This window comes from Micromonospora sp. U21, assembly GCF_018070045.1.
Lineage (GTDB): Bacteria > Actinomycetota > Actinomycetes > Mycobacteriales > Micromonosporaceae > Micromonospora.
Genome location: NZ_JAGPYK010000041.1, coordinates 1 through 23,406 on the forward strand (window position 1 = coordinate 1; position 23,406 = coordinate 23,406).

A 23,406-nucleotide genomic window follows, 5' to 3' on the forward strand; every position below is an offset into this window, starting at 1 on the left:
AGGGCAGGCACGGGACTCCATCGGTCACAGAGCGTAGAGAACTCCGATGATCGATGGACCCGTGCCTGTCTACTGCCCGCGGGTACTCGCCTGTCCGAATCTTGGACCTACTGCCGGGCGCTCTAAGTTCCGCTTCAACTCACCTGCGTCGAACCGTCGCCGGGCGCCTGTGCCGTGTCCGGTTCGCCAGGTGGGGAGCGGTTAGCTTCTAAGTCGTGAATAGGACGGGTTGGCTGCGGGCGTTGCTGGATAGGGGTACTAGGGATCGCCCCGAGGAGTCCGCCGACGCCGAGCCCTTCGCACCGGAGTGCATGTCGCTGCTTGAGTTGGCCCGGTTGCTCACTGGTCGGGGGTACAGCGAGAGAGTTGCCAGCGCATATGTCGAGGTGGTGACCTTCGCATCGGCTGACGAGATCGTGGCAATGCTGGAGGTGATGCTGGAGGAGGACTGGATAGGTCTTCCGGTCTGGGCGCGAAACCTCGCGTTCCGGCTGGCCTGCCTCCAACGGCCGGAGGATGTCGAGCTGTTGCGTGTGGCGGCCAGCGACCTACATGCCTTTGGTCCCGACTGGGATGCCATAGCTGCGGAGCTTCACAGCCGGGCAGACCGATTGGAGGCCGGGCAGGAAGAGAGCCTTCGATGACTCTCTGCTCCTGGGTGGTCGTCCTGGTGCTGTCGACAGCAACGGCGACAGCAACCGGCCGGGACGAGGACACCCGGCAGCGACCGGGCTGCGGGCAGTCGCCCGAGGTCGCAGACGCAGACGGACACCACCGGACGAGATGAACAGAGCTTGTAAGCGAGATGTCGCCGGTTCGATCCCGGCCGGGGGCTCCAATTCCGCCAGGGAATTCGCGCCGGGCGTTGTCGCGAGCCGACTGCCTGTCAGCAATCGGGTCACGACAGCCGCCCGTCGAGCTTGCAAAGCCCCTGGACGAACGCGGCCCGACCGATCTGTGCGTGTAGCACGGCGGCCCGGGACGGGGCGCCGCCAGGGCGCTGGCGCTGCCGACCGTCATGCCCGACGCCCTGCGGCTGGGGCGGGAAGCGGGGCGATGGACCTGCGGGCCGCCCTTGACCCCGGAGCCTCTGCGACCACTCGTGCCGGCGCCGCCAGCACGCTGTCGTCGTCAAGCGAACAATGCGATGGAGCAACCGATGACAACGAGGGCTCCGTAGAACGGCGCAACCGACCATGAGAGCCAGACAGTGGCGTCCGGAAACCAGCGCCCGAGGCGCAGTCGGATTCTTTGTCCGCGGGTGGCTGCGAAAGGAATGGGATCGTCAGCGTCCGAGGGGTCGAGCGAGAACAGCGGCACCTTTCGCGTCCCGCGCGCCACCGCATCGTAGAGTCGCCGGTAGGCCTTTTCCTGTCGTAGATAATTTGCGTCGAGGAAACCGAACAGGAGTGCGGCCGCGACCCCCAGCGCGGCAACCAGGTTGGCGTTCTTCGTCAACGCGTACCCGTACGTCGCGGTCACCACGGGGAGCAGCCAGCCTTTGGCAGCGGAGGAGGCCGAGGACATTCGTGTGACCACGGCCTGGATATAGTCGAGGTGCTTCCGTCGGTCGTCGGGATCAACGACCATCACGTCAGCCGGCTGCATCACTCCCCACCAACTTTCCGACACTCGTGTCGGAGCCGCTCCCAGACCTCATCCTTCTGCGTCTCCGAGTAACTGGTTTCTGTAGGCCAGATGCGACCCATCTCGTCGCGGGACCAGCGGGGGACGATGTGGGTGTGTAGATGGGGCACGGTCTGGGTGGCAACTGCCCCGTTCGACTGGATGATGTTCAGTCCCTCTGGTGCGATCGCGCACTTCACCACATGCGAGAGCCTCAACGTGACTCGCGCCAGGTGGGCGGCGGTTTCTCCATCCAACGACCAGATATCAGGAATGTGGTCGAGCGGCACCACAAGGATGTGGCCCAGGGTCGCCGGCTTTAGTGGGAAGAAGGCGACCACGTGCCCGTCCCGATAGACCTCTCGAGCGTCTGGGGTCTCACGCCGGACGATCGCGCAGAATGGACAGTCGGTCTCGACGATCATCGCGAACGGGTCCCACCCTGCCCTGACGGCCACTTGAAGTGGACTGACTTGGCCAAAGTAGCTACCTCTCTCTGGATGTCGTGACCCTGGCGGTACTGCCACTCATTCCCTGCCACCCGTCTGCTCGCTGGCGCAGGGGACGTGGCGGCGTACCGATGTCGCGGCGAGGTTCCTCAATACTTCGTCCCCGCACCAGGGTAGGCCAGCCGACGGTTGATTCGTGTCGTCCACAACCGACACCCTGCATGTGCGGCTGATGGATTGGCGTTCATCGTGCCAAAGCGGCCATCTCGGTCGTGGTAGGCGCTGTTGTGGTTGCCACGCCGATGGACGCCGCGGCTGTGCCGCTGCACCGGAGTGTGCGCGAGCGCTGACTGCCGGCACCGGCCGTATGCTGGGCGGCAGCATGACGCGGGTGGCCGGCCCGCGCCGATGTCTTCCGATCAAGGGGTGTGCACGCAAGCCGATGAGTCGCGCGGTGGAGGAGTCGAACCGGGCGATGCTGCGTGCCCGGGACGCGATGGACCGGGCGTACGCCCAGCCGCTGGACATCCCCGTGCTGGCCCGGATCGCGTACGTCTCCGAGGCGCACTTCATCCGGACCTTCCGGGCCACGTTCGGTGAGACCCCGCACCGCTACCTGCAACGCCGGCGGGTCGAGCGGGCGATGGCGCTGCTGGTGGAGACCGACCGGGACGTCACCGACATTTGCCACGCGGTCGGCTTCTCCAGCCTGGGCACGTTCAGCCGGACGTTCCGACAGATCGTCGGGGAGTCGCCCACGGACTTCCGCCGGCGTACGGCGCCGGCCAACGTGCCGTCCTGCTTCATGAAGGCCTGGACCCGACCCAGCAGTTTTGGATAAGCAGCAGGTCAGGGTCTACGTCTAGCGTGATTCCCATGACGATGAACGCGATCAGCCGCTCCCAGATCTACGTCCTCGACCAGGACGAGGCGCTCGACTTCTACGTGGGCAAGCTCGGCATGGAGCTCAACACCGACCAGGACCTCGGCTTCATGCGCTGGCTGACGGTCAACCTGCCGGGCGACCCGGAGCGCGAGATCCTGCTGGAGAAGCCGGGGCCGCCCGCCCTGGACCCGGCCACCGCCGCGCAGGTCCGGGAGTTGCTCACCAAGGGGGCGCTCGGTGGCTACCTCTTCATGACCACCGACGACGCCCGCAAGACGCACGAGGACCTGGTCGCCAAGGGCGTCGAGATCACCGATGAGCCGGAGGAGCGCCCGTACGGGATCGACTTCGGCATCCGGGACCCGTTCGGCAACCGGATCCGCATCGGCCAGATGTTCCCCCGGGCCTGAGGGGCGGACCGATGAGCCAGGCGGTTCCGCTCTCCGGGTCCGACCGGCCACCGCCGGCCGGGACCGCGCGTTGCTGGTCTGCGGTGTCGTCGCCGGCCCGATCTTCGCCGGTTCGGCGCTGCTCCAGGCGCTCACCCGGGACGGCTTCGACGTTCGGCGGCACCCGGTCAGCGTGTTGAGCACCGGTGAGCTGGGCTGGGTCCAGATCGCCACGTTCCTGGCCACCGGAGTGCTGTGCGTGGCGGCCGCCGGGGCGCTGCGGCGCTCCACCGGCACCGGGTCGGTCTGGCCGTCCCGGCTGCTCGCCCTGTACGGGCTGGGTCTGGTGGGCGCGGGGATCTTCAGCGCCGACCCGGCCGACGGGTTTCCCACCGGCACGCCCCGGGGCGCCGGCCAGATCAGCTGGCACGGTGGCCTGCACTTCCTGGTGGCGGCGGTCGCCTTCGTGTCGCTGATCGCGGCGACGGTGGTGGTCGGCCGGCGGGCGGCGCGGCGTGGGGCGCGGGGTCGGGCCGGATACAGCCTGGCGACCGGCGCCTTCTTCGCGGTGGCCTGGGTGGCGCTGATGGTCCGGCCGGCTCCGGCCGTGATGGTGGCCTTCGGCCTGGCGGTGACGGCCGGCTGGCTCTGGGTGTCGGTCACGTTCGCGCGGGCGGCGTCCGGCCGGGTGGACTGAGCTGGTTGTCGGTACACCGGGAGGCGCGGGGTGGATCCCGCGCCTCCCATTGTGCTGAGGTGTTGGACATGATCACCCGGCTGCTGTACCTCGCCCGGCACGGCGAGCAGGACGACGCGGCGACCGAGTCGCCGGAGACCGGCCTGTCGGAGCGGGGCCGGCGACAGGCCAGGTTGCTCGGCGAGCGGCTGCGGGGCCGGCCGTTCGCCGCCGTGCACCACGGGCCGCTGCGCCGGGCCGCGGAGACCGCCGAGCTGGTCGCCGCGTCGCTGCCCGGGGTTCCGGTGTACGCGACCGAGCTGGCCGGCGACCACCTCCCGCACGACACGGATCCCGCCGACCTGCCGCCGGCGTACGCCGACTTCCTGGGCCAGTTCTCGGCGGCCGAACGGGGCGACGGGCCGCGGGTGACGGCCGCGGCGGTACGGCGCTTCGCCGGTCCGGTCGCCGGTGGCACCGACGGCGCGGGCGGCGTCGAGCCGGTCCGTGAGCTGGTCGTGACACACAGTTTCCTGATCGCCTGGCTGGTCCGGCACGCTCTGGACGCGCCGGAGCGGCGGTGGCTGGGTTTGAATCAGCACAACGCGGGACTGACCGTCATCCGGTACGGCCCGGCCGCACCGCCGAACCTGATCGCCTTCAACGACGTGGCGCACCTGCCGCCGGAGCTGCGCGGCACGGGCCTGCCGCCGGACTACCTGGTCTGAGCGCCCGAGTCGTGCCCGACGGTCAGCCGGTGGCCCGGAGCAGCAGTTCGACCATCGCCCGGGTGGCCGGTGGCGGGGCGGGGTCGGCGGGGCAGTCGACGTACCCGGTCTCGACGGTGCCGACGGTCAGCCGGTAGCTGAACGCGTCCGCACAGCCGGTGGGGGTGGTCGGGCGGCCGGCCTCGGCGGCCAGTCGGGGGTCGGCGGCGAGCCCGCGCAGCCGCCCGAGGTCGGCTGGGTCGAGCCGGCCGGTACGCCGTCCGCCGGCCCGGTCCACCAGCGTCCATCGGCCGTCGGACTCGACGGTCACGGCGTCGCCGCGCCCGGCGAAACCCCCGGACCGGAACAGCATCACCCGCGTGGCCGCGCTGCCGGTGGCCTCGGGGCCGGTCGGTGCGGGGACGCCCGGAGTGGCGGGGACGGCGGTCGGCGGCGGCGGGGTGCCGGTGGACGGGCCGGTCGGGGCCGGGCCGCTGGTGGCGGGGGGCTGGTCCGGGACGGTGTCGGCTCGGTCGGCGCTGGTGCAGCCGGCCAGGAGGGCGGCCAGGAGCGCGACGGTGACGCCGGTCGTCGAGGCGGGTCTCATGCCGCTCGGACGCACGGCTGCGGCCGCGGGTTCCCTCGTCGCCGCCCTCATCCGAACGGTCACTGTCGATGTCTGGGAGCCAAGCCTTCTCTTTCTTCAACACCTCGTTATCTACACGCGTGACTTCGTGGTCGACGACACCGCGGTCACCGTCTCCTGACCTGACCGACGCGAGGGCCCGGCGACCACCCCTCAACGGTCGTCGCCGGGTCCGCGCCGTTATGGTCGCCGCACGGCGCACGTCGCCGGAGTGCTGGGTCGGCGGCGTCGGACGGGTGGCGCGAGAAGGGGCGGACGTGTCGGACGCGGAGTTGACCGTCGAGGTGACCGGACCGGTGGCGACCGTGGTGATCCACAACCCGGCCCGCCGCAACGCGATGACCGCCGCCATGTGGCGACAGCTCCCCGAGCTGCTGGACCGACTGGAACCCGACCCCGGCGTACGGGCGCTGGTGCTCAGCGGTGCGGGCGACGCCTTCTGCGCCGGCGCCGACCTCGGCGACCTCGCCGAGCTGCTGGACGCCGGTGACGCCAGCATCGCGGTGGCCGCGGAGGAGCGGCTGGCCCGCTTCGCCAAGCCCACCGTGGCGGCGATCCGGGGTGCCTGCGTCGGGGGTGGCTGCCAGCTGGCGGTCGCCTGCGACCTGCGGATCGCCGCCGACGACGCCCGGTTCGGCGTACCGCCGGCCCGGCTGGGGCTGGTCTACCCGGCGCCGACCACCCGCCGGCTGACCCGGCTGGTCGGCCCGTCCGCCGCCAAGCACCTGCTGTTCACCGCCGAACTGATCGACGCCGAGCGCGCCCTGCGGGTCGGCCTGGCCGACGAGGTGCTGCCAGCTGATCGGCTCGCCGCGCGGGTGGACGACCTCACCGCTGCGATCGCCCAGCGGTCACCGTTGAGCGTCGCCGCCGCCAAGGAGATCGTGGACGACCGGGCCGGGCCGGCGCGGATCGCCTGGTGGCACCGAAAGGTGGCGACCAGCGGCGAGGCCCGGGAGGGAGTGGCGGCGGTCGCCGAGCGCCGGACGCCCCGCTTCGCCTGGCGTCCGCCGACCGCGGACTGACCCTTCGCGGCCGGCCGGCTCCGGCCATTCGACGATCTCGATCCCGGCTGGCGTCCCGCAGGGGCGGTACGGCAGGCTGTCCGTCGTGCAGCGTGATCAGTTGCTTGCGGGCCGCTACCGGCTCCTGGAGCGCCTCGGCAGTGGCGGCATGTCCGCGGTGCACCGGGCGTACGACGAGGTGCTCGAAAGGGACGTGGCGGTGAAGGTGCTCGTCGCCTCGGACGCCAACGCCCGGCAGCGGATCCGAGCCGAGGCCAAGGCGGCGGCCCGGCTGTCGCACCCGCACGTCACCAGCGTCTACGACTACGGCGAGTCGAGGCTCGGCGGTGTCCACGTCCCGTTCGTGGTGATGGAGCTGCTCGGCGGCCACACCCTCGAACAGCGGTTGGATGCCGGGCCGCTGCCACCGCGCGCGGGCCTGCGGGTCTGCGCGGAGGTGGCGGCCGCGCTCGCTGCCGCGCACGCGCAGGAGGTGGTGCACCGCGACATCAAGCCGGGCAACGTGATGCTCACCCCCACCGGTGCGAAGGTGCTCGACTTCGGCATCGCGGCGGCCGTCGGCGATCCGGAGATCGACTTCGAGGGGCGGCTGCTGGGCACACCTGCCTATCTCGCCCCGGAACGGCTGGAGGCCGGCGAGGTGCTGCCGGCCTGCGACGTGTACGCCCTCGGCCTGCTCGTGCACCGGGTGCTCACCGGCCGGCCACCCCGGCGCTCCGAAGCGCGGATCGGGACGCCCCGCGTACCGGGGCCTGCCGAACCCGACCCGCTGCCCGAGATCGTCGGAGTGCCGGCCGAGATCCACCGGCTGTACCACTGGTGCCTGGCCCGCGACCCCGCCGACCGGCCGCCGGCCGCCGAGGCGGCCCGGATCCTGCTCGCCGCCGGCGAACCCGCGGTCCGGCGCGAGCCGGCCGCCGTCCTGGCCGGACCGGAGGCGGGCGGCGAACCGGCCGCCACCGCGGGGACGGCCGTTGTCGACGCGGGCGGACCGAGCCCGGAGGCGCGACCGGCCGAGGTGGGGGACACCCCGTCCACGAGGCCGGCCGAGCCGGTTGGCAGTGCGGCAGTCGGGACGACCGGTGCCGCGCGGCGCCGGTCGTGGCGTTGGCGGCGGGCCGTGCTGGCGGTCGGCGGCGCAGTGGTCGCCGCGGTGGCGATGGGCGGGTCACTCGGCGACCCGGGCACGCGGCGGCAGGAAGCGGATCCGCCGCGGACGGGTATCGGGCCGGGTGGCGCCACCACCGTGGGGATGCCGAGGACCGCCGAGCCACCCGGCCCGGCCGATCCCCGCCCACCCGCAGCCCCGCCCGGCGTCCCGCCGGCCAGCGCCGCGCCGTCCGGCGCCCGGACCAGCCCCCCGACCGGTCCGGGTGGCACGCGTCCCCCGAGCCCGGCCGCGACCACCTCCGGCCCGACTCCGACCACCGCCGCGCCCACGCCCGCTCCGCCACCGGGGGTGCCGGTGGACGCCCGGGGCGGGACGGTCACCGTCCGCTGCCTGGGGGCGTCGGCCGAGGTGCTCGCGGTGACGCCCGCACCCGGCTACCGGGCGGAGGCGTACGATCCGGGCCCGGCGAAGCGGGTGGAAATCGAGCTGACCTCCGGCGAGCACCGCAGCGAGATCCGTGTGCACTGCGCCAACGGCCGCCCGAAGCCGAAGGTCAAGGAGCGTGCCGGCTGACCGGGGCCGGCGGGTGCCGCGGCGGAGGCGTACCCCCGACGCGGCCCCCCGTTCCCGCCGGCCGGTCCGTCACCGCCCGGCCAGCGCCGCCCAGCCCGGGTTCACCGGCTCCCGGCGCAGCGGCATGCCCGCCTCCGCCGGCGTCCGGTCACCTTTGCGCTGGTTGCAGCCGTAGCAGGCGGCGGTGGTGTTCCGCCAGGTGTTCCGGCCGCCGCGCGAGCGGGGCAGGATGTGGTCGATGGTCGACGCCGGGCCGCCGCAGTACGCGCAGCAGCGGTCGTCGCGGCGCAGGACGCCGGCCCGGGACCAGGCCGGCCCGGAACTGAACCGCCAGCGGGTGACCACGTAGCGGACGAGCCGCACCACCCGGGGCATCGGGAAGATCCCGATCACCTGGTCCGGCTCGGCCTCGTGGATCTCGGCCACCCGCCGGCAGAGCATCCGGACGGCGTGCTGGACGGTGACCCGGTGCAGCGGGCCGAGGTCGGCGTTGATGACGAGGACGGCGTCCACCGGGATCTCCCTCCATGGTGGTGACGGACGAACTGCGCCGGACAGCGAAGAGCCGCCCGGTCCGGTTGTCGGACGGGCGGCTCGGCGCGTACGGGTACGCGTCAGTCGGGCCGGCCCGCCCGCGGACCTTCCGCTCGGCAACCGTCGCCGGGCAGCACCGACGGCACGGTGGTGACGTGCGACATCGTCATGAGCTGCTCCCGTGGCGGTGGTTGACCTTGCGCGCTCACGGTAGGTCGGCACGGGACAGAGGGGCAACGTATTTCGATCGGCTGTCCGGCTCCGCCGGGCGGCGCTGCCGGCTCCTCCGGCCGCTGGCCCCCGCCGTCTGCCGGGCGGTGGCGAGCGGGCGGTCCACCCGCACAGCCGTCAGCTAGGTTGTCGCGCCTCGCCCGGCCAGCAGCCCCCGGGGCCGGATCGACCGCACCGGCTCGGCCGCGCCGCCCTCCGCGCGCAGGATGTGGTTCGCGGCGATGATCCCGGTCGCCGCCGAGCGTTCCATCAGCGCACTCGGGAAGTCCGTGGCGATCCCGTCTCCGGCCAGGTAGAGGCCGGTCGCGTCGGTGCGTACCCCCGGTCGCCAGGCGTGGCTGCCCGGGCTGAACGCCGGCGCCTGCGCCTCCACCCGGGCGCGCAGCTCGCGGACCCACAGGCCGGCGGCCTCCGGCCAGAGCACCACCAGCTCACGGCGCATCCGCTCGGCCAGCTCCTCGGCCGGCACTCCCGGCTCGCAGGCGTACGCGTGCAGCTCGATGACCGACCCGCCGGTCCGCCGTGCCCAGCGCCGCGACTCGTTCTCCAGCCGGTGGTAGAGCGTCACCGAGTCCAACGTGGGCTGCCGGGACACCCCGCTGAACACCGCCCGACCGGCGGCCACGTCCCCGTGACACCAGTACCGGGCCACCGCGTACGGCGGGCCGGGCGTGCCGAACGCGGGCATCCGCGCCACCAGCTCCGGCGCCTGCCCGGCGAGGTCCGGGGAGGCCGTGACCAACGCGGCCAGCGCCGGCGGGTCCACGGCGAGCACCACATGGCGCGCCTGGTGACCGCCGCCGTCGGCGGTCGTCACCCGCCAGCCGTCGGCGTCGCGGTGGACCCCGGTCGCGGCGGACCCGGTGAGCACCCGGCCGCCGTGCTTCTCCACGTGCCGGGTCAGCGGCTGCCAGATCGCCGTGGCGTAATCCTCGTCCGGACAGTCGAAGGCCAGCCCTTCCGGGTTGCCGAGCAGGTAGAAGTGAAACTGGGCGACCATCTCGGCGGCGGACATCTCCGCCTCGTGGTTGAAGAACGAGTGTGAGAAGACCTCGAACAGCATCGCGCGGGCCCGGTCCGGCAGCCGCAGTGCGGCCAGCAACTGGTCGGCCGTGGTGTCGTCCAGCTCGGCGTAGGTGCGGACCGGGTCGTAGCTGAGCAGCGGCAGCGCCGCGTCCCGGTCCATCAACCGGAGGTCGGCCAGACGCAGGCTGGGACTGCGCAGCAGCAACGCGAGCAGGTTCGCCGGCGGTGCGGGCGGCAGCTTGCCGAACTCCTCGGTCGGCCACTGCCCACTCAGGATCGGATAGCCCGGGATCGGCTTCAAGAAGCCCAGGTCGGGGTCGACCCGGCGAAGGATGGACCGCCAGTTGTAGTACTGCCGGAAGAACGCGTGAAACCCGTGCTCGTTCTGCTGGCTGCCGTCGGCGAGCGCCTCCGGCCAGGCGCCCAGCCGCCCACCGAGGGTCGGCGCCGCCTCCAGCACCGTCACCGCCACACCGCGCTCGGCCAGCACCACAGCCGCCGACATGCCGGCGATGCCGCCACCCACCACCACCGCCGCGACCGGTCCCGGCACGCGCTCGGCGCCACCGCCCCCGGGGTCAACCTGGTACTGGCGTACGCCGATGAGTCGACCCACCACTTTCGACAGCGCCATGGGCACCTCCCCGTCCACCCACAGTCTGCCCTTGTTCACGGTAAGCAGCGACGGGTCCGGTCGGAGGCGGGCCAGACGTACTCCAGGTCCGGGGGAACGTCTTCGCCGAAGATCGGGCGGTAGTGCGTGGGGTCCTTGCGCAGCAGGGACGAACGGTGGCTCAGGTGCAGGTCGTCGCGGCCCAGCCAGGGTGGCAGCTCACCGGCCCGGGCCAGCTCCTCCTGGGTACGCACGATGCCGGCACCGCAGGCGTCGGCGAGGTCGACGGTCAACGTGATGGCGCAGGTGTCGGCCCTTCCCGGCTCGGACCAGACCGCGCACATGTCCAGCCCGTAGCGGGTGAGCGCCTCCTCGTACCCGGCCCACATCTTCACCGCGGGGTGGTTCCGCCAGCCGTACCCGGGCCGGGTGAGCCCGCGCAGCACCTGGATGGCCTCCACCCGTTGCTTGCCCAGCCGCTTCTGGTCCAGCGTGCGGGCGCTGGCCAGGAAGTCGGGGTACGGGAGGAAGGTCTGCATGCCGCTGCTCTACCCGCCGCCCCGGTCGGCATGCCTGGTCGGGATGATCCGGATGGGGTCGCCCACGGTGGTCGTGCTGACTACGATCCGGGCATGGCGGAGCCGTGGCGGGACCGGGCGCGACGGGCGGTCGAGTGGAACTGGCGACTGCGGTCCGCCGGTGATCCGCGACCGCACTACGTGATCTGCGGGCGGGACGCGCTCGCCTACTACGTGGCCCGGGCGATGGTCGAATCGGAGCTGCCGGCGGGCGGGGCCCGGGTGACCGTGGTGGTGCCGGAGCGCTACCGCAGCAACGGGCCGGACGTGGCCGGGCTGCGCGGGGTCCGCGTGGTGCGCTCGGAACGGCTGGATGTGGACACCTTCGAGGCCGCCGGCCTGGCCGGGGCGACCGGTCTGGCCCTGCTGCACCAGGACGACGTGGGCAACCTGCACGCCGCGCTCTGCGCCCAGGCCGTCGACCAGCGGGTCCGTCAGGTGCTGCGGATGTTCAACGGCACCCTCGCCGACGGCGTGCGCAAGCTGCTCAAGGCGCCGGTCGAGGTGCTCTCCGACGCCGAGATGGCCGCGCCGGCGTTCGTGGCCGCCGCGCTCGGCGAGGTCGACCCGAACTCCTTCCAACACCGGGACAAGACGCTGCGGGTGGCTCGTCGCGCCGACGTCCGCCCGCAGGACGTGGTCTGCGCGTTGGCCGACTTCAGTGAGGAGCAGGGGGTGGAGCTGCTGCCGGCCGAGCAGGCCGGCGCCGACCTGGTGCTCGCCGAGGCGACCGGGCAGCCACCGGGCACCGCGGTCGCCGCCCGCCGGCTGGTCCGGGCCCGCCGTCGCCGACGCCCGATGGCGGTGCTGCTGCGGGCCGTACGCGGCTTCGCCACCCGCAAGATCGGTGTCGCGGTGATCCTGGTGCTCATGGTGATCGCGGTGCTCGGCGCGTTGATCTCCCGGGCGGAGGATGTCTCCCCGGTGGAGGCGCTGTACCTGACGCTGGTCACCACGCTCAGCGGCGCGGACCCGGACACCGACAAGGCGGCCGACGCGCAGATCATGCAGGTGGTGCTCAACCTCGCCGGGTTGGCGCTGATTCCGTTGATCACCGCGGTGGTGGTGGACGGCATCGTCAACGCGCGGCTGGCCCTGCACACCGGCCGGCTGCAACCGGCCCGGGCCGGGCACGTGGTGGTGATCGGCCTCGGCAACGTCGGCACCCGGGTGATGGCGCAGCTCCGCGAGTACGACGTCGAGGTGGTGGCGATCGACAAGGATCCGGAGCCGCGCGGCGCGACCCTGGCACGGCAGTTGGAGGTGCCGCTGATCGTGGGGGACGCCGCGCTGCCGGAGACCCTCGCCGCCGCGTCGGTCGCCGACTGCCAGGCGCTGGTGGTGGCGTCCACCGACGACGTGGCCAACCTGGAGGCGGCGTTGGCCGCCCGGGACCTCCGCGACGACCTGCGGGTGGTGCTGCGGCTCTTCGACGGTGACTTCGCCGAACGGGTGGAGGAGACCTTCGCCCTCGGGGTGTCCCGTTCGGTCTCGTACCTGGCGGCTCCGGCCTTCATCGGGGCCCTCACCGAACGAGCGGTGATCACCACCATCCCGGTCGAGCGGCACGCGCTGCCGGTCGCCGAGGTGCCGGTCGCCCCCGGCTCGGAGCTGGACGGTCGGCCGCTCGACGTGGTCAACCGCGACGGGCAGGTCCGGCTGATCGCCCGTACCCCGGCCGGCGGCGCCAGGACCATCTGGTGGAAGGACCTCGACCCCCGGCAGGTGATCTTCGCTGGCGACCGGCTCACCGTGGTCGCCCGCCGTCGGGGCCTGGACTGGCTGACCAGGCAGTGCGCCCCGCCCGCCCGCACCGGCCCGGTTCCCCGGCCGGCCGGGCCCGTCCTCGGCAGAGACCCGACCTCGCCAGCAGCTCCTCGCTCGGCGCCCGCGCCGGCCGACTGGGAGGTCGCCGCCTCGGCCCCCGGCGCGGCCCATCCGGTGCCTGGCCGGTCAGCGACTCCGCTGCCGCACGAGGTGCCAGACGGCGCCGACGGCGAGCACGCCGAAGCCGGCCAGCACGCTGGCCAGTGGCAGGTTGACCGCCAGCAGCAGGCAGCCGACCAGTCCCAGCCCGGCGAGCACCTGAACCGGTAGCCGCCGGCCCGGGTCAAGGCCCAGGGTCAGCGCGGCGGCGTTGGTGATCGCGTAGTAGACCAGCACGGTGCAGCTGGAGAAGCCGATCGCGTCCCGCACGTCACCGAGCAGCACGACCAGGATCACCACGGCGGCCACCGCCAACTCGGCGCGGTGCGGCACCTGATGCACGGGGTGCACGGCGGCCAACGCGCCGGGCAGGTCGCGGCGGCGGGCCATCGCCAGCGTGGTCCGGCCGACCCCGGCGACCAGGGACAGCAGCACGCCGGTGACCGCGATCGTGGCCCCGGCGCGAACCACCCAGGCGAGGCCGGGCAGCCCGGCGGCGGTCACCACGTCGACCAGGGGCGCGGCGGAACCGGCCAGCCGGTCGGCGCCGAGCACGCCGAGCGTGATGACGGCCAGCACCAGGTAGATCGCGAGCACCGTGCCGAGCGCCAGCGGCACCGCGCGGGGGATGGTCCGTTGCGGGTCGCGGACCTCCTCGCCGAGCGTGGCGATGCGGGCGTACCCGGCGAACGCGAAGAAGAGCAGCCCGGCGGCGGTGAGCACGCCCCGGCCGGAGCCGCCGGGGTCGCCGAGCCTGCCCAGGGCGAAATCACCGCCGACGATGCCGACGACCGCGACCAGGGCCAGCACCGCGAGCACCACCGCGACCAGCGCCTTCGTGGCGGTGGCCGTCCTGCCGATGCCGCGCAGGTTCACGGCGGTTACCGCGAGCACCGCAGCGGCCGCGACCGGTCGGGCCTGACCGGGCCACAGGTACGCGCCGATGGTCAGCGCCATCGCCGCGCAGCTCGCGGTCTTGCCCACCACGAAACCCCAGCCGGCCACGAAGCCGGCCAGCGGGCCGAGGCGTTCGCGACCGTAGACGTAGGTGCCGCCGGACTCCGGGTAGCGGGCCGCCAGCCGCGCCGAGCTGGTCGCGTTGCAGAAGGCGATCACCCCGGCCAGCACCAGCGCGGGCAGCAGCCCGGCGCCGCCGGCCGCCGCCGTGGCCGGGGCGAACACCACGAAGACGCCCGCGCCGAGCATCGACCCCAGCCCGATGACCACCGCGTCGGGTACGCCCAGCCGGCGCGCCAGTTGGTCCACCGGACGAACCCTAGGGGTACGAGATGAACGGCCGGTCCCATGCACGTAGCCGGTCGGGTAACGGCACGTCGTCCCAGGGCACCCGGTGCAGGAGCCGGTCCAGGAACAGCCCGAGCAGCAGCGCCGCCACCCCGTCGGTGAGCCAGTGGAAGTTCAGGTAGGTCGTGGTGACCAGCAGGATCGCCGGCGGGGCGAATCGGACCAACCGGTGCACGGTCGGATGCAGTCGCCCTGCCGTCAGCGCGGTCAGCAGTACGGCGATCACCCCGTACCAGACGATCGCGTTGGCGACGTGTCCGGACGGGTAGGAGAGGTCGTACTCGGTGGGCGGCAGGTCGTTGAAGATCCGGACGGACCGGGTCGGTGGCAGATCCGAGCTGGGCGCGGCGCGGTCGGTCAGGACCTTGAGCGGTCCGACGGTCAGGTACAGCAGCACGAACGCCCCCGCCACCAGCAGCAGCGGCCGGACTGTGCGGGCCCGCCAGGCCACCGCCACGGCGAGCGCCCCGGAGAGCGGCATCAGCAGCCAGCCACCCTGCCCGAGGAAGTTGAACACCCGCGCCGTCCAGTAGATCGGCGCGGGGTGGTGGGCGTAGGCCCATTCCCGGACGGCGAGGTCCACCCCGAGCAGCGCCCCCCCGGCAAGGGCCAGGGTCAACGCGCCGAACCCGACCAGCAGCAGCGCGTCGAACCACCAGCCGGCCGGGCGGACGGGCCGTAGCCGCAGGTCACGTCGTACCGCCGTGGGTTTGAGCACGGGACCACGCTACCGGCCCCGGGCGAGGCCGCGGCATCCCGCGCTGTGGGCCCAGCCACGCTGGGAGGCGAATGCGGGGGGCGACGCGTCATGCTTGTGCCCGTGCGGATCACCTCGGCCCTCGTGGACCCGGCGCTGCTCGACCTTCCGTGGTCGACTCCGCTGGAGGAGTGGCCTGCCGAGCACCTGGTGGCTCTGCCGCAGGGCATTTCCCGGCACATCGTCCGGTTCGTCCGGCTCGGTGACTACGTCTACGCGTTCAAGGAGACTCGCGAGCGGATCGCTGAGCGGGAGTACGACCTGCTCCGGGCACTGGAGCGGATCGACTTCCCGTCGGTCGAGGCGGTGGCGGTCGTCGCCGACCGGCAGACCGAGGACGGAGAACCCCTCGAGTCGGTGCTGATCACCCGGCATCTGCAGTTCTCCCTCCCCTACCGGGCGCTCTTCTCGCACACGCTGCGGCCGGAGACGATGAGCCGGCTGCTCGACGCGCTCGCCGCGTTGATCGTGCGGATGCACCTGACCGGCTTCTTCTGGGGCGACTGCTCGCTCTCCAACACCCTGTTCCGGCGGGACGCGGGCGCGTTCGCCGCGTACCTGGTGGACGCGGAGACGGGCGCGCTGCACACCTCGCTCTCCAACGGTCAGCGCGGCGAGGACCTGGAGATCGCCCGGGTGAACATCTTCGGCGAGGCGCTGGACCTCCAGGCCGCTGGCCTGCTGCATGAGTCCATCGACCCGGAGGTGGTCTGTGAGGAGGTCGTGCAGCGGTACGAGCGGCTCTGGCACGAGATCACCTACGAGCAGGCGGTCGAGCGGGAGGCCCGACACGACATCGAGGGCCGGATCCGCCGCCTCAACGAGCTGGGCTTCGACGTGGCCGAGGTGGCCATGTCGACCATCGACGACGGGCGTTACCTGGTCCGGCCGAAGGTGGTCGACGCCGGCTACCACACCCGGCGGCTGCTGCGGCTGACCGGCCTGGACGCCGAGGAGAACCAGGCCCGCAAGCTGCTCAACGACCTGGACGCCTACCGGGCGGAGAGCGACCTGACCGACGAGCAGCAGGCCGCGCACCGCTGGGTCACCGAGGTCTTCGAGCCGGTGGTCCGGGCCGTGCCCGCGCACCTGCGCCGCAAGCTGGAGCCGCAGGAGCTGTTCGCGCAGATCATCGAGCACAAGTGGCTGCTCTCCGAGCGGGCCGGCCGGGACGTGGGGATGCGCCACGCGGTCCAGTCGTACCTGGCCGACGTGCTGGTGCACCGCCCCGACGAGCAGGCCGTGCTCGGCGTCGAGGTCCCCACCGCCGGCTGACCCGCAGGCCCGTACACTCTGCGTCCGCCCTCCTCCTGGCACCGCAGACAGGTGCGGCTGTTGCCTTTGAATCTGATGTCGTAAACGACTCAGCGCAGAACCGTTCCTACCCGGGTCTTCAGGGTGCCGCGCACAGATCCGGCCGCCGGGCGTGCGGCGCACGACGCCGCGATGTCGTAGGCGATTCAGCTCCAAAGGGAACGCGGGGGTGCAACCGAGGCCGACCCGGACGCTGTGGGCACCCGGACCGGGTCCGGCGCCGTGACGCCCGGGCCCGCTCGCATGAACAGCGAGCGGCGGTCACTCCACCCAGGAGCCGCCGCGCAGCACCCGGACCACGTTCAGGTCCTCGTCGAGCACCACCAGGTCGGCGCGGTGGCCGACCTGGAGGGCACCGACCCGGTCGCCCAGCCCGATGGCTCGGGCCGGGGTGGTGGCTACCATCCGGGCCGCGTCCGCGATCGGGATGCCGGCGTCCACGGCGTGTCGCAGTGCGGCATCCATGGTCAGGGTGCTGCCGGCGATCGCGCCGTCCCGGGCCAGCCGCGCCACCCCGTCGGCCACCGTGACGGCCTGGCCGCCCAGTTCGTACTCACCGTCGGCCATGCCGGCGGCGGCCATCGCGTCGGTGATCAGGGCGGCCCGGTCCGGGCCGGCGGTCGCGGTGGCGAAGGTAAGCGTGCCGTCGTGCAGGTGCACCCCGTCGGCGACCAGCTCACAGACCACGGTGGGCGCGTCGAGCAGGGCCACCACCGGGCCCGGCTCGCGGTGGTGCACCGGGCGCATGCCGTTGAACAGGTGGGTGCCGACGCTCGCACCTGCGGCGACCGCGGCGCGGGTCTGGTCGTACGTGGCGTCGGTGTGGCCGACCGCGGCCACCACCCGCTGGGCGATGAGCAGCTTGATCGCCTCCAGCGCGCCGTCGCGCTCCGGAGCCAGGGTGACCATCCGGATCGCGCCCCCACCCAGCTCGATCAGCTCGGCCAGCTCGTCCGTGGACGGGTCGCGCAGGTACTCCAGGTTCTGGGCGCCACAGCGGGCGGCGGAGAGATAGGGCCCCTCGAAGTGGATGCCGGCCAGCACGCCCTCATCGACCAGCGGGGCGAACGCCTCGGTGGCGGCGCGCATCAGCGGGAAGGGCGCGCTGACCAGGCTGGCCAGCAGGGTGGTGGTGCCGTGCGCCAGGTGGAAGCCGGCAGCCGCCCGGGCCTGGTCGGCGTCCCCGGTGGTGAAGGTGTGCCCACCGCCGCCGTGCGTGTGCATGTCGACGAAGCCGGGCAGGATCCAGTGCCCGTCGCGGACCGACGGATACTCCGCCACGGCGGTGATCCGGTCGCCGTTCCACTCGACGCAGCCCTGCCGGATGACACCGTTCGGGGTCACCACTCGACCGTTCACCCGTACGCTCATCGCTTCTCCTGATGGTCACGGACGCGCGCGGCGTCCAGGGCGAGCAGGGCGGCGCCGAGGCAGCCGGCCTCGTCGCCGAGGGCCGCCGCGACCAGCCGCGGCTCCCGGTGGAAGGTCATCCGCTCGTGCAGCGCCGCCCGCAAGGGGACGAACAGCCGGTCCCCGGCCTGGGCCAGGCCACCGCCGAGCACGACCGTCGCCACGTCGAACAGCGCCTGCCCGGAGGCCAGGCCGTCGGCGAGCGCGTCGACCGCCTCCTGCCAGACCCGGCCGGCGAGCGGCTCGCCGGCCGCGGCCCGCTCGGCCACCTCGGCAGCCGTCACCCGCCCGTCGGGTGACTCGTCGGCCAGCTCGGCATAGCGGCGGCCGATCGCGGCGGCCGAGGCGACCGCCTCCAGGCAGCCGCGCCGGCCGCAGCCGCAGCGCGGCCCGTCGGGACGGACCAGGATGTGACCGATCTCCCCGGCGGCGCCGTGTGCGCCGACGGCGGCCGTGCCGACGACCACGTGCGCGGCGGCGATGCCGGTGCCGATCGCCACGAAGAGGACGTGCCCGGTGCCGCGCCCGGCACCGAGCCGGGCCTCGGCCAGGCCGCCGACCCGCACGTCGTGGCCGAGCGCCGTGGGCAGGCCGAGTCGCGCCACCGCCAGGTCCCGCAGCGGTACGTCCCGGAAGCCCACGTTCGCCGACCAGACCGCAACCCCGCGCACCTCGTCCACCACCCCGGGCACGGCGATGCCGAGCGCGACCGGGGTGAACCCGTCGGCGCGGGCCTTGTCGGCCAGCCCTTCGGCGACGTCCAGGATGGTGCCGATCACGGCGGCCGGGCCGCGTGCGGCGTTGGTGGGGTGCCGCTCGGTGCGCACCGCGACGCCGTCCGGCCGGACCACGGCGCACTTCATGCCGGTGCCGCCGACGTCCAGCGCGACGACCACCGGGTCCGCGGGCACGGATTCGTCGTCGTTCACGCCAACACCACCGACCGGGTCAGGTGTCGGGGTGCGTCCGGGTCGAGGCCCCGGCTGGTGGCCAGCGCGACCGCGAAGCGCTGGGCCAGGATCAGGTCAGCCATCGGGTCGACCGGGGTACGACCGGCGGCCCAGCTGCCCAGCACCGTGCGGCAGCCGTGGGTGCGGCTGTGTACGAAGGCCGCGCCGGTGGCGGCCACGTCCTCGGGCAGCCCGTCGGGCAGCTCGCCGAACGCCCAGACGAGCCGGCCGGGCGCGGCGATCGAGATGGGTCCGTGCCGGTAGTCCATCGCCGGGTACGCCTCGGCCCAGAAGGTGGCCGCCTCGCGGCACTTCAACGCGGCCTCCTGGGCCAGCCCCACCGTCCACCCCCGGCCGAGGAAGGTGACCTGCCCGATGGTTGCCGGGTCGATCGGCAGCGGCGCGCGCACCGCCACCTCGGCGTCGGCGGCGAGTGCGGTCACCGGGTCGCCGAGGTGGGCCCGGAGCAGGGCCAGCGCGGTGGTCGCGAAGCGGGTCTGCACCACCGACCGCTCGTCGGCGAAGGGCATGGTCACCGCGGCGGTGGTGAGGTCGACCGCCGGGGACGCCGGGTCGCCGACGATGACGGTGCTGGGCACCCGCCCGCGTAGAGCGGTGAGCAGTTCCAGCACCTCGGTGGTGGTGCCGGAGCGGGTGATGGCGATCAGCCGGTCGTAGTTGCGGCCGGCGGGGAACTCGGACGCCTGGAAAGCGTCGGTCTCGCCCTGGCCGGCCTGCTCGCGGCGGGCCGCGTACGCCATCGCCATGAACCACGACGTGCCGCAACCGACGACGGCGACCCGCTCACCGGGGCGCGGCAGGTCACCGCGCACGACGCCGGCCAGCTCGGCTGCCTCCCGCCAGCAGTCGGGTTGACTCGCGATCTCCGCGTCCACGTACGCCATGGGAACTCCTCGCAGGGCCGGCCGGTGCGCAATACGGCTCGTTACACCCGTATTTCGCGCGTCATTCTGCGCGAACCCGGGTGGTCGTGGCAACCGACCGACCGATCGCGCAGGCCGGTCTTTTGCGCCACCCTAGTTTCGCGCACTAGTGTGCACGCAATCAATCACCGTCCGTGCAGTCACTGGGAGGGCCCCCGCGGTGGACCGGTACGCCAGATGGAACGCCCTGCTCGAGATGCTGACCGACAACGGCCGGGTCAGCGTCGAGGCGGCCGCCGAGCGGCTGGACGTCTCCCAGGCCACCATCCGGCGCGACTTCGACCAGCTCGCCCAGCAGCAGATGATCACCAGGACCCGGGGCGGCGCGGTCGCCAACGGGGTCTCCTATGACCTGCCGCTGCGCTACAAGACGGCCAAGCACTCGGCGGAGAAGCAGCGGATCGGCGCCGCCGCCGCGGCGCTCGTCACGCCCGGCACGGTGGTCGGCCTGAACGGCGGCACCACCAGCACCGAGGTGGCCCGCGCCCTGGCCGTCCGGCCAGACCTGAACACCAGTGCCGAGGGTGCCCAGCTCACCGTGGTGACCAACGCGCTGAACATCGCCAACGAGCTGCTGGTGCGATCCCGGATGAAGGTCGTGGTGGCCGGCGGGGTGGTGCGCCCGAAGTCGTTCGAGCTGGTCGGTCCCCTGGGCGGGGCGCTGCTGCGTGAGGTCACCCTGGACGTCGCGCTGCTCGGCGTGGACGCGATCGACCCGCAGCTCGGTGCCGCCGCCCACCACGAGGGAGAGGCGGCGATGAACAATCTGATGGTGGCCCGCGCCAAGCGGGTGGTGATCATCGCGGACTCGTCCAAGTTGGGGGGTCACGCCTTCGCCCGGATCTGCCCGGTCGACCGGGTCGAGACGCTGGTGACGGACTCCGGCGCTGCCCCGGAGATCGTGGAAGCCTTCCGCGCCGCCGGCGTGCAGGTCGTCTGCGCCTGACCCGTCACTCTCCGTCGATGAAACGCGTCGTCCGGCGCGTCGATGCATACCGCGTATTGTTTCCGTCTGCATACCGCGTATGGTGTCGGCTGTCACGCCCACCATCGGGGGAGGTGCAGCTTGCCAGCTGTCCTGGAGATCGAAGGTCTACGTAAGACGTACACGAGTCGTCGACGCGGCACCCGCAACGCGCTCGACGGCTTCGACATGCGGGTCGACGCCGGGCAGGTGCACGGCTTCCTGGGCCCCAACGGGTCCGGCAAGACCACCACTCTGCGCACACTGCTCGGCCTGATCCGGCCCGATGGCGGTCGGATGGCGCTGCTCGGGCACGACGTGCCCGGTGCGCTGCCCAGCGTCGCCGGTCAGGTCGGCGCGATCGTGGAGAGCCCGCAGTTCTTCCCGCACTTCTCCGCCCGGGACACGCTGTCCCTGCTGGCCGGGGCGGGCGAGGTGCCGGCAACCCGGGTCGACGAGGTGCTGGAACTCGTCGGGCTACGCGACCGGGCCGGCGAGCGGGTGAAGACGTACTCGCTGGGCATGAAGCAGCGGCTGGCCGTCGCGTCCGCTCTACTGAAGAACCCGAAGCTGCTCATCCTCGACGAGCCGGCCAACGGCCTCGACCCGGGCGGCATCCGGGAGATGCGCACGCTGATGCGGACGCTCGCCGAATCCGGGATGACCGTGGTGCTGTCCAGCCACATCCTCGGCGAGATCCAGCTGATCTGCGACTCGGTCACGATCATCTCGCTGGGCCGGCGGGTCGCCTTCGGCCCGGTCGACGAGGTGCTCGCCCAGCACTCGTCGGGCGCGGTCCGGGTCCGGCTGGAGGCGGTCAGCGACCTGCCCGTGGCCACCGACGCGCTCACCCGGGCCGGGATCCGGGTCACCGGCCACCCGGACCACCTGATGCTCGCCGGCGTCGACAAGCCGGCCACGGTGACCCGGCTGCTCGCCGAGAACAACCTCTACGTCAGCGAGCTGGCTCCGGTCGCCGTCGACCTGGAGAGCGTCTTCCTCGAACTGACCGCCACCGCGCCGGTACCAGGTCAGCACCGGCAGGTCGACGAGTCCATGAAGGTCGGTGGGACGGGTCAGCCCGGCGCCACCGGGGGAGGGTGGGGCGCGTGAGCCTCTATCGTACGGAGCTGCGCCGGCTCGCCAAGCGGCGCTTCACCCGTTACATGTCGCTGCTCGGCCTGCTGGTGCTGGCCGCGGTGGTGGTCGGGGTGTTCTTCACCAACCAGAAGATCGACGCCGGCCAGCTGGCCCGGGCCGAGCGCCAGGCCGACCAGCAGTACCAGGAGCAGGTGCGCTGGAGCGAGCAGGAGCGCGCCGCCTGCGAGCAGGCCAAGGCGGCGGGTACGTCGAGCGACGGTCGCTACCCCGACGACTGCTCCCTGATCACGGCGCCGGCGCGGGACCAGATCCAGGCCGAGTGGTTCCTGCCCTCGACGTTCAACTTCCGGCAGACGTTCGACGAGACGCTGATCCCGTTCGCGGCGATCCTCGCCCTGGTCGGGTTCGTGGTCGGCGCGTCCTTCATCGGTGCCGAGTGGAGCACCGGCGGCATGATGAACCTGCTGCTCTGGCGGCCGAAGCGGCTCACCGTCCTGCTCACCAAGCTGGCCGCGCTGCTCACCGGCATCCTGGCGGTGACGCTGCCCGCTGCGGTGCTCTGGTTCGCCGGGTTCTGGGCGGTCGCCGCGTTCCGGGGCAGCACCGAGAAGATGACCTCCGGCGCCTGGCAGTCGTTCGCCCTGACCGGGCTGCGTGGCGTGGTGCTGGTGCTGGTGGTCACCACCATCGGCTTCGCGCTGGCCTCGCTGGGTCGGCACACCGCGATGGCACTCGGCGGCGTGGTGGCGCTGATGGTGGTCGGCCAGTTCGGCCTCGGCATCCTGCTGTCGATGGCCAGCGCGCGGTTCACCGAGGCGTGGCTGCTGCCCACGTACGTGGCGGCCTGGATGCAGAAGAAGATCACCCTGCAGGACTGGAACTCCTGCAACGCCACCTACTACGGGGAGTGCAAGCCGGACACGCTCGACATCACCTGGCAGCAGTCCTCCGTGCTGCTCTCCGTCGGGCTGGTGGTGATCCTCGGCGCGGCGCTCTGGGCGATGCGTCGGCGGGACATCTCCTGACCAGCGCGGCACGGCGCGGCCGGCCCGGCCGTCGGGCTTCCCGGCGGTGCGGGGCCGGCCGCGCCGGCTGCTGCGACCCGGGCCGACCCTGGCTAGGCTGAGCGCCATGCCCGCCGACGCCACCCCGGCCTCCCCCGAGCCGTCCACCGACGCTCGTCCGGGCGACGTGGCCGGTGGCGGGCCGACCGTCCCGACACCCCGACCGGCGCCGCCCGTCGAGAGCACCACCACCACCGCTGACCCCGCGCCGGCCCCCGGAGCCGATGCCGAACCCACCGCGCCCGTGGCGGGGCTGACCGAGCGGGAACGGGCCATCCTCGCCTTCGAGCAGCAGTGGTGGCGGCACGCCGGTGCCAAGGAGCAGGCCGTCCGGGACACCTTCGGGGTCTCCTCAACCCGGTACTACCAACTGCTCAACGGGCTGCTCGACAACCCGGCGGCGCTGGCCGCCGACCCCGTGCTGATCGGCCGGCTCCGCCGGCTCCGCTCGTCGCGTGCCCGCGGTCGCCGTCGCTGACGCTGTCGCTCGCCCACCTGCCCCAACTTTTGATTGTCGGGATATCAACCGCCAGGTCGCCAACCGCTGGGACCGGCGTCCCCGGTGCCCGGTCCGTCCGGACCGGCGGAAGCATGGCATCAG

Annotated in this window: 24 protein-coding genes and 1 pseudogene; 14 read left to right on the forward strand and 11 right to left on the reverse strand. The window is 72.9% G+C overall.

Features of this window, described 5'->3' with window-relative positions; genetic code table 11:
- Positions 1-215 precede the first annotated feature (215 nt).
- Positions 216-644 (forward strand): hypothetical protein, encoded by a 429-nt coding sequence (locus KBX63_RS31350; protein ID WP_307871905.1) that lies wholly within the window; start codon positions 216-218, stop codon positions 642-644.
- A gap of 487 nt (positions 645-1,131) precedes the next feature.
- On the opposite strand, the gene KBX63_RS31355 is transcribed toward KBX63_RS31350, so the two are convergent.
- Positions 1,132-1,608 (reverse strand): hypothetical protein, encoded by a 477-nt coding sequence (locus tag KBX63_RS31355; protein ID WP_210917510.1) that lies wholly within the window; start codon positions 1,606-1,608, stop codon positions 1,132-1,134.
- Positions 1,608-2,051, reverse strand: a complete 444-nt coding sequence (locus KBX63_RS31360; RefSeq protein WP_210917511.1) for an HIT family protein — start codon at positions 2,049-2,051, stop codon at positions 1,608-1,610. The genes KBX63_RS31355 and KBX63_RS31360 overlap by 1 nt, the downstream gene beginning before the upstream one ends.
- Positions 2,052-2,517: 466 nt before the next feature.
- Here KBX63_RS31360 and KBX63_RS31365 point away from each other — a divergent pair, with 466 nt between their 5' ends.
- The 4 genes from KBX63_RS31365 to KBX63_RS31380 all read left to right on the forward strand — a co-directional run bounded on the left by KBX63_RS31365 (position 2,518) and on the right by KBX63_RS31380 (position 4,754).
- Complete coding sequence (locus KBX63_RS31365) at positions 2,518-2,916, forward strand: helix-turn-helix domain-containing protein (protein ID WP_210917514.1); 399 nt, start codon at positions 2,518-2,520, stop codon at positions 2,914-2,916.
- A 35-nt stretch (positions 2,917-2,951) separates the two neighbouring features.
- On the forward strand, positions 2,952-3,371 hold the full coding sequence (locus tag KBX63_RS31370) for a VOC family protein (RefSeq protein WP_210917517.1): 420 nt from the start codon (positions 2,952-2,954) through the stop codon (positions 3,369-3,371).
- Between the two features lie 70 nt (positions 3,372-3,441).
- The gene (locus KBX63_RS31375; protein ID WP_247663730.1) at positions 3,442-4,047 is read left to right on the forward strand and encodes a DUF998 domain-containing protein; all 606 of its coding nucleotides are present in this window, start codon (positions 3,442-3,444) and stop codon (positions 4,045-4,047) included.
- 68 nt (positions 4,048-4,115) lie between these two features.
- Positions 4,116-4,754 carry a histidine phosphatase family protein gene (locus KBX63_RS31380; protein ID WP_210917522.1) on the forward strand — a complete coding sequence of 213 codons (639 nt, stop codon included), beginning with the start codon at positions 4,116-4,118 and terminating at the stop codon, positions 4,752-4,754.
- A 22-nt stretch (positions 4,755-4,776) separates the two neighbouring features.
- Here KBX63_RS31380 and KBX63_RS31385 read toward each other — a convergent pair whose 3' ends face one another.
- Positions 4,777-5,340 (reverse strand): protealysin inhibitor emfourin, encoded by a 564-nt coding sequence (locus KBX63_RS31385; protein ID WP_210917524.1) that lies wholly within the window; start codon positions 5,338-5,340, stop codon positions 4,777-4,779.
- On the opposite strand from KBX63_RS31385, the gene KBX63_RS31390 reads away from it, so the two are divergent.
- The 3 genes from KBX63_RS31390 to KBX63_RS31400 all read left to right on the forward strand — a co-directional run bounded on the left by KBX63_RS31390 (position 5,312) and on the right by KBX63_RS31400 (position 8,088).
- Positions 5,312-5,500 (forward strand): hypothetical protein, encoded by a 189-nt coding sequence (locus KBX63_RS31390; RefSeq protein ID WP_210917526.1) that lies wholly within the window; start codon positions 5,312-5,314, stop codon positions 5,498-5,500. The genes KBX63_RS31385 and KBX63_RS31390 overlap by 29 nt on opposite strands.
- A 136-nt stretch (positions 5,501-5,636) precedes the next feature.
- Positions 5,637-6,404 (forward strand): enoyl-CoA hydratase/isomerase family protein, encoded by a 768-nt coding sequence (locus tag KBX63_RS31395; protein ID WP_210917528.1) that lies wholly within the window; start codon positions 5,637-5,639, stop codon positions 6,402-6,404.
- An 85-nt stretch (positions 6,405-6,489) separates the two neighbouring features.
- Positions 6,490-8,088, forward strand: coding sequence for a serine/threonine-protein kinase (locus tag KBX63_RS31400; protein WP_210917530.1), 1,599 nt, complete (start codon positions 6,490-6,492; stop codon positions 8,086-8,088).
- A gap of 69 nt (positions 8,089-8,157) precedes the next feature.
- Here the strand turns inward: KBX63_RS31400 and KBX63_RS31405 are convergent, their stop codons facing one another.
- From KBX63_RS31405 to KBX63_RS31415, 3 genes are all read right to left on the reverse strand, one after another.
- The gene (locus KBX63_RS31405) at positions 8,158-8,601 is read right to left on the reverse strand and encodes an HNH endonuclease (RefSeq protein WP_210917533.1); all 444 of its coding nucleotides are present in this window, start codon (positions 8,599-8,601) and stop codon (positions 8,158-8,160) included.
- Positions 8,602-8,974: 373 nt separating this feature from the next.
- On the reverse strand, positions 8,975-10,513 hold the full coding sequence (locus KBX63_RS31410) for an FAD-dependent oxidoreductase (protein ID WP_210917534.1): 1,539 nt from the start codon (positions 10,511-10,513) through the stop codon (positions 8,975-8,977).
- Positions 10,514-10,548: 35 nt separating this feature from the next.
- Positions 10,549-11,031, reverse strand: a complete 483-nt coding sequence (locus KBX63_RS31415) for an MSMEG_6728 family protein (protein WP_210917535.1) — start codon at positions 11,029-11,031, stop codon at positions 10,549-10,551.
- A gap of 93 nt (positions 11,032-11,124) precedes the next feature.
- Here KBX63_RS31415 and KBX63_RS31420 point away from each other — a divergent pair.
- Positions 11,125-13,059: pseudogene (locus KBX63_RS31420) on the forward strand (TrkA family potassium uptake protein); the annotation flags it as partial.
- Here KBX63_RS31420 and KBX63_RS31425 read toward each other — a convergent pair.
- Both KBX63_RS31425 and KBX63_RS31430 read right to left on the reverse strand, forming a co-directional pair.
- Entirely contained in the window at positions 13,024-14,262 is a 1,239-nt protein-coding gene (locus tag KBX63_RS31425; RefSeq protein WP_210917536.1) for an APC family permease, read from the reverse strand. The pseudogene KBX63_RS31420 and the gene KBX63_RS31425 sit on opposite strands and share 36 nt — an antisense overlap.
- A 10-nt stretch (positions 14,263-14,272) precedes the next feature.
- Entirely contained in the window at positions 14,273-15,019 is a 747-nt protein-coding gene (locus tag KBX63_RS31430; protein WP_307871906.1) for a phosphatase PAP2 family protein, read from the reverse strand.
- 102 nt (positions 15,020-15,121) lie between these two features.
- Here KBX63_RS31430 and KBX63_RS31435 point away from each other — a divergent pair, with 102 nt between their 5' ends.
- Positions 15,122-16,333, forward strand: coding sequence for a DUF4032 domain-containing protein (locus KBX63_RS31435; RefSeq protein WP_374102289.1), 1,212 nt, complete (start codon positions 15,122-15,124; stop codon positions 16,331-16,333).
- A gap of 300 nt (positions 16,334-16,633) precedes the next feature.
- Here the strand turns inward: KBX63_RS31435 and nagA are convergent, their stop codons facing one another.
- The 3 genes from nagA to KBX63_RS31450 are packed head-to-tail and all read right to left on the reverse strand — an operon-like array spanning position 16,634 to position 19,637.
- A complete protein-coding gene (gene nagA, locus KBX63_RS31440) occupies positions 16,634-17,743 on the reverse strand; it encodes an N-acetylglucosamine-6-phosphate deacetylase (RefSeq protein WP_210917540.1) in 1,110 nt (369 codons plus the stop codon).
- On the reverse strand, positions 17,740-18,711 hold the full coding sequence (locus KBX63_RS31445) for an ROK family protein (RefSeq protein ID WP_307871907.1): 972 nt from the start codon (positions 18,709-18,711) through the stop codon (positions 17,740-17,742). Before KBX63_RS31445 ends, nagA begins: the two co-directional genes overlap by 4 nt.
- The gene (locus tag KBX63_RS31450; RefSeq protein ID WP_210917543.1) at positions 18,708-19,637 is read right to left on the reverse strand and encodes an SIS domain-containing protein; all 930 of its coding nucleotides are present in this window, start codon (positions 19,635-19,637) and stop codon (positions 18,708-18,710) included. The genes KBX63_RS31445 and KBX63_RS31450 overlap by 4 nt, the downstream gene beginning before the upstream one ends.
- A gap of 199 nt (positions 19,638-19,836) precedes the next feature.
- Between KBX63_RS31450 and KBX63_RS31455 the strand changes: the two genes are divergently transcribed.
- The 4 genes from KBX63_RS31455 to KBX63_RS31470 all read left to right on the forward strand — a co-directional run bounded on the left by KBX63_RS31455 (position 19,837) and on the right by KBX63_RS31470 (position 23,283).
- Positions 19,837-20,622, forward strand: coding sequence for a DeoR/GlpR family DNA-binding transcription regulator (locus KBX63_RS31455; protein WP_210917545.1), 786 nt, complete (start codon positions 19,837-19,839; stop codon positions 20,620-20,622).
- 120 nt (positions 20,623-20,742) lie between these two features.
- The gene (locus KBX63_RS31460; protein ID WP_256443213.1) at positions 20,743-21,753 is read left to right on the forward strand and encodes an ABC transporter ATP-binding protein; all 1,011 of its coding nucleotides are present in this window, start codon (positions 20,743-20,745) and stop codon (positions 21,751-21,753) included.
- On the forward strand, positions 21,750-22,766 hold the full coding sequence (locus KBX63_RS31465) for an ABC transporter permease subunit (RefSeq protein WP_210917547.1): 1,017 nt from the start codon (positions 21,750-21,752) through the stop codon (positions 22,764-22,766). Before KBX63_RS31460 ends, KBX63_RS31465 begins: the two co-directional genes overlap by 4 nt.
- A 106-nt stretch (positions 22,767-22,872) precedes the next feature.
- Positions 22,873-23,283 carry a DUF3263 domain-containing protein gene (locus tag KBX63_RS31470; RefSeq protein WP_210917549.1) on the forward strand — a complete coding sequence of 137 codons (411 nt, stop codon included), beginning with the start codon at positions 22,873-22,875 and terminating at the stop codon, positions 23,281-23,283.
- Positions 23,284-23,406 lie beyond the last annotated feature (123 nt).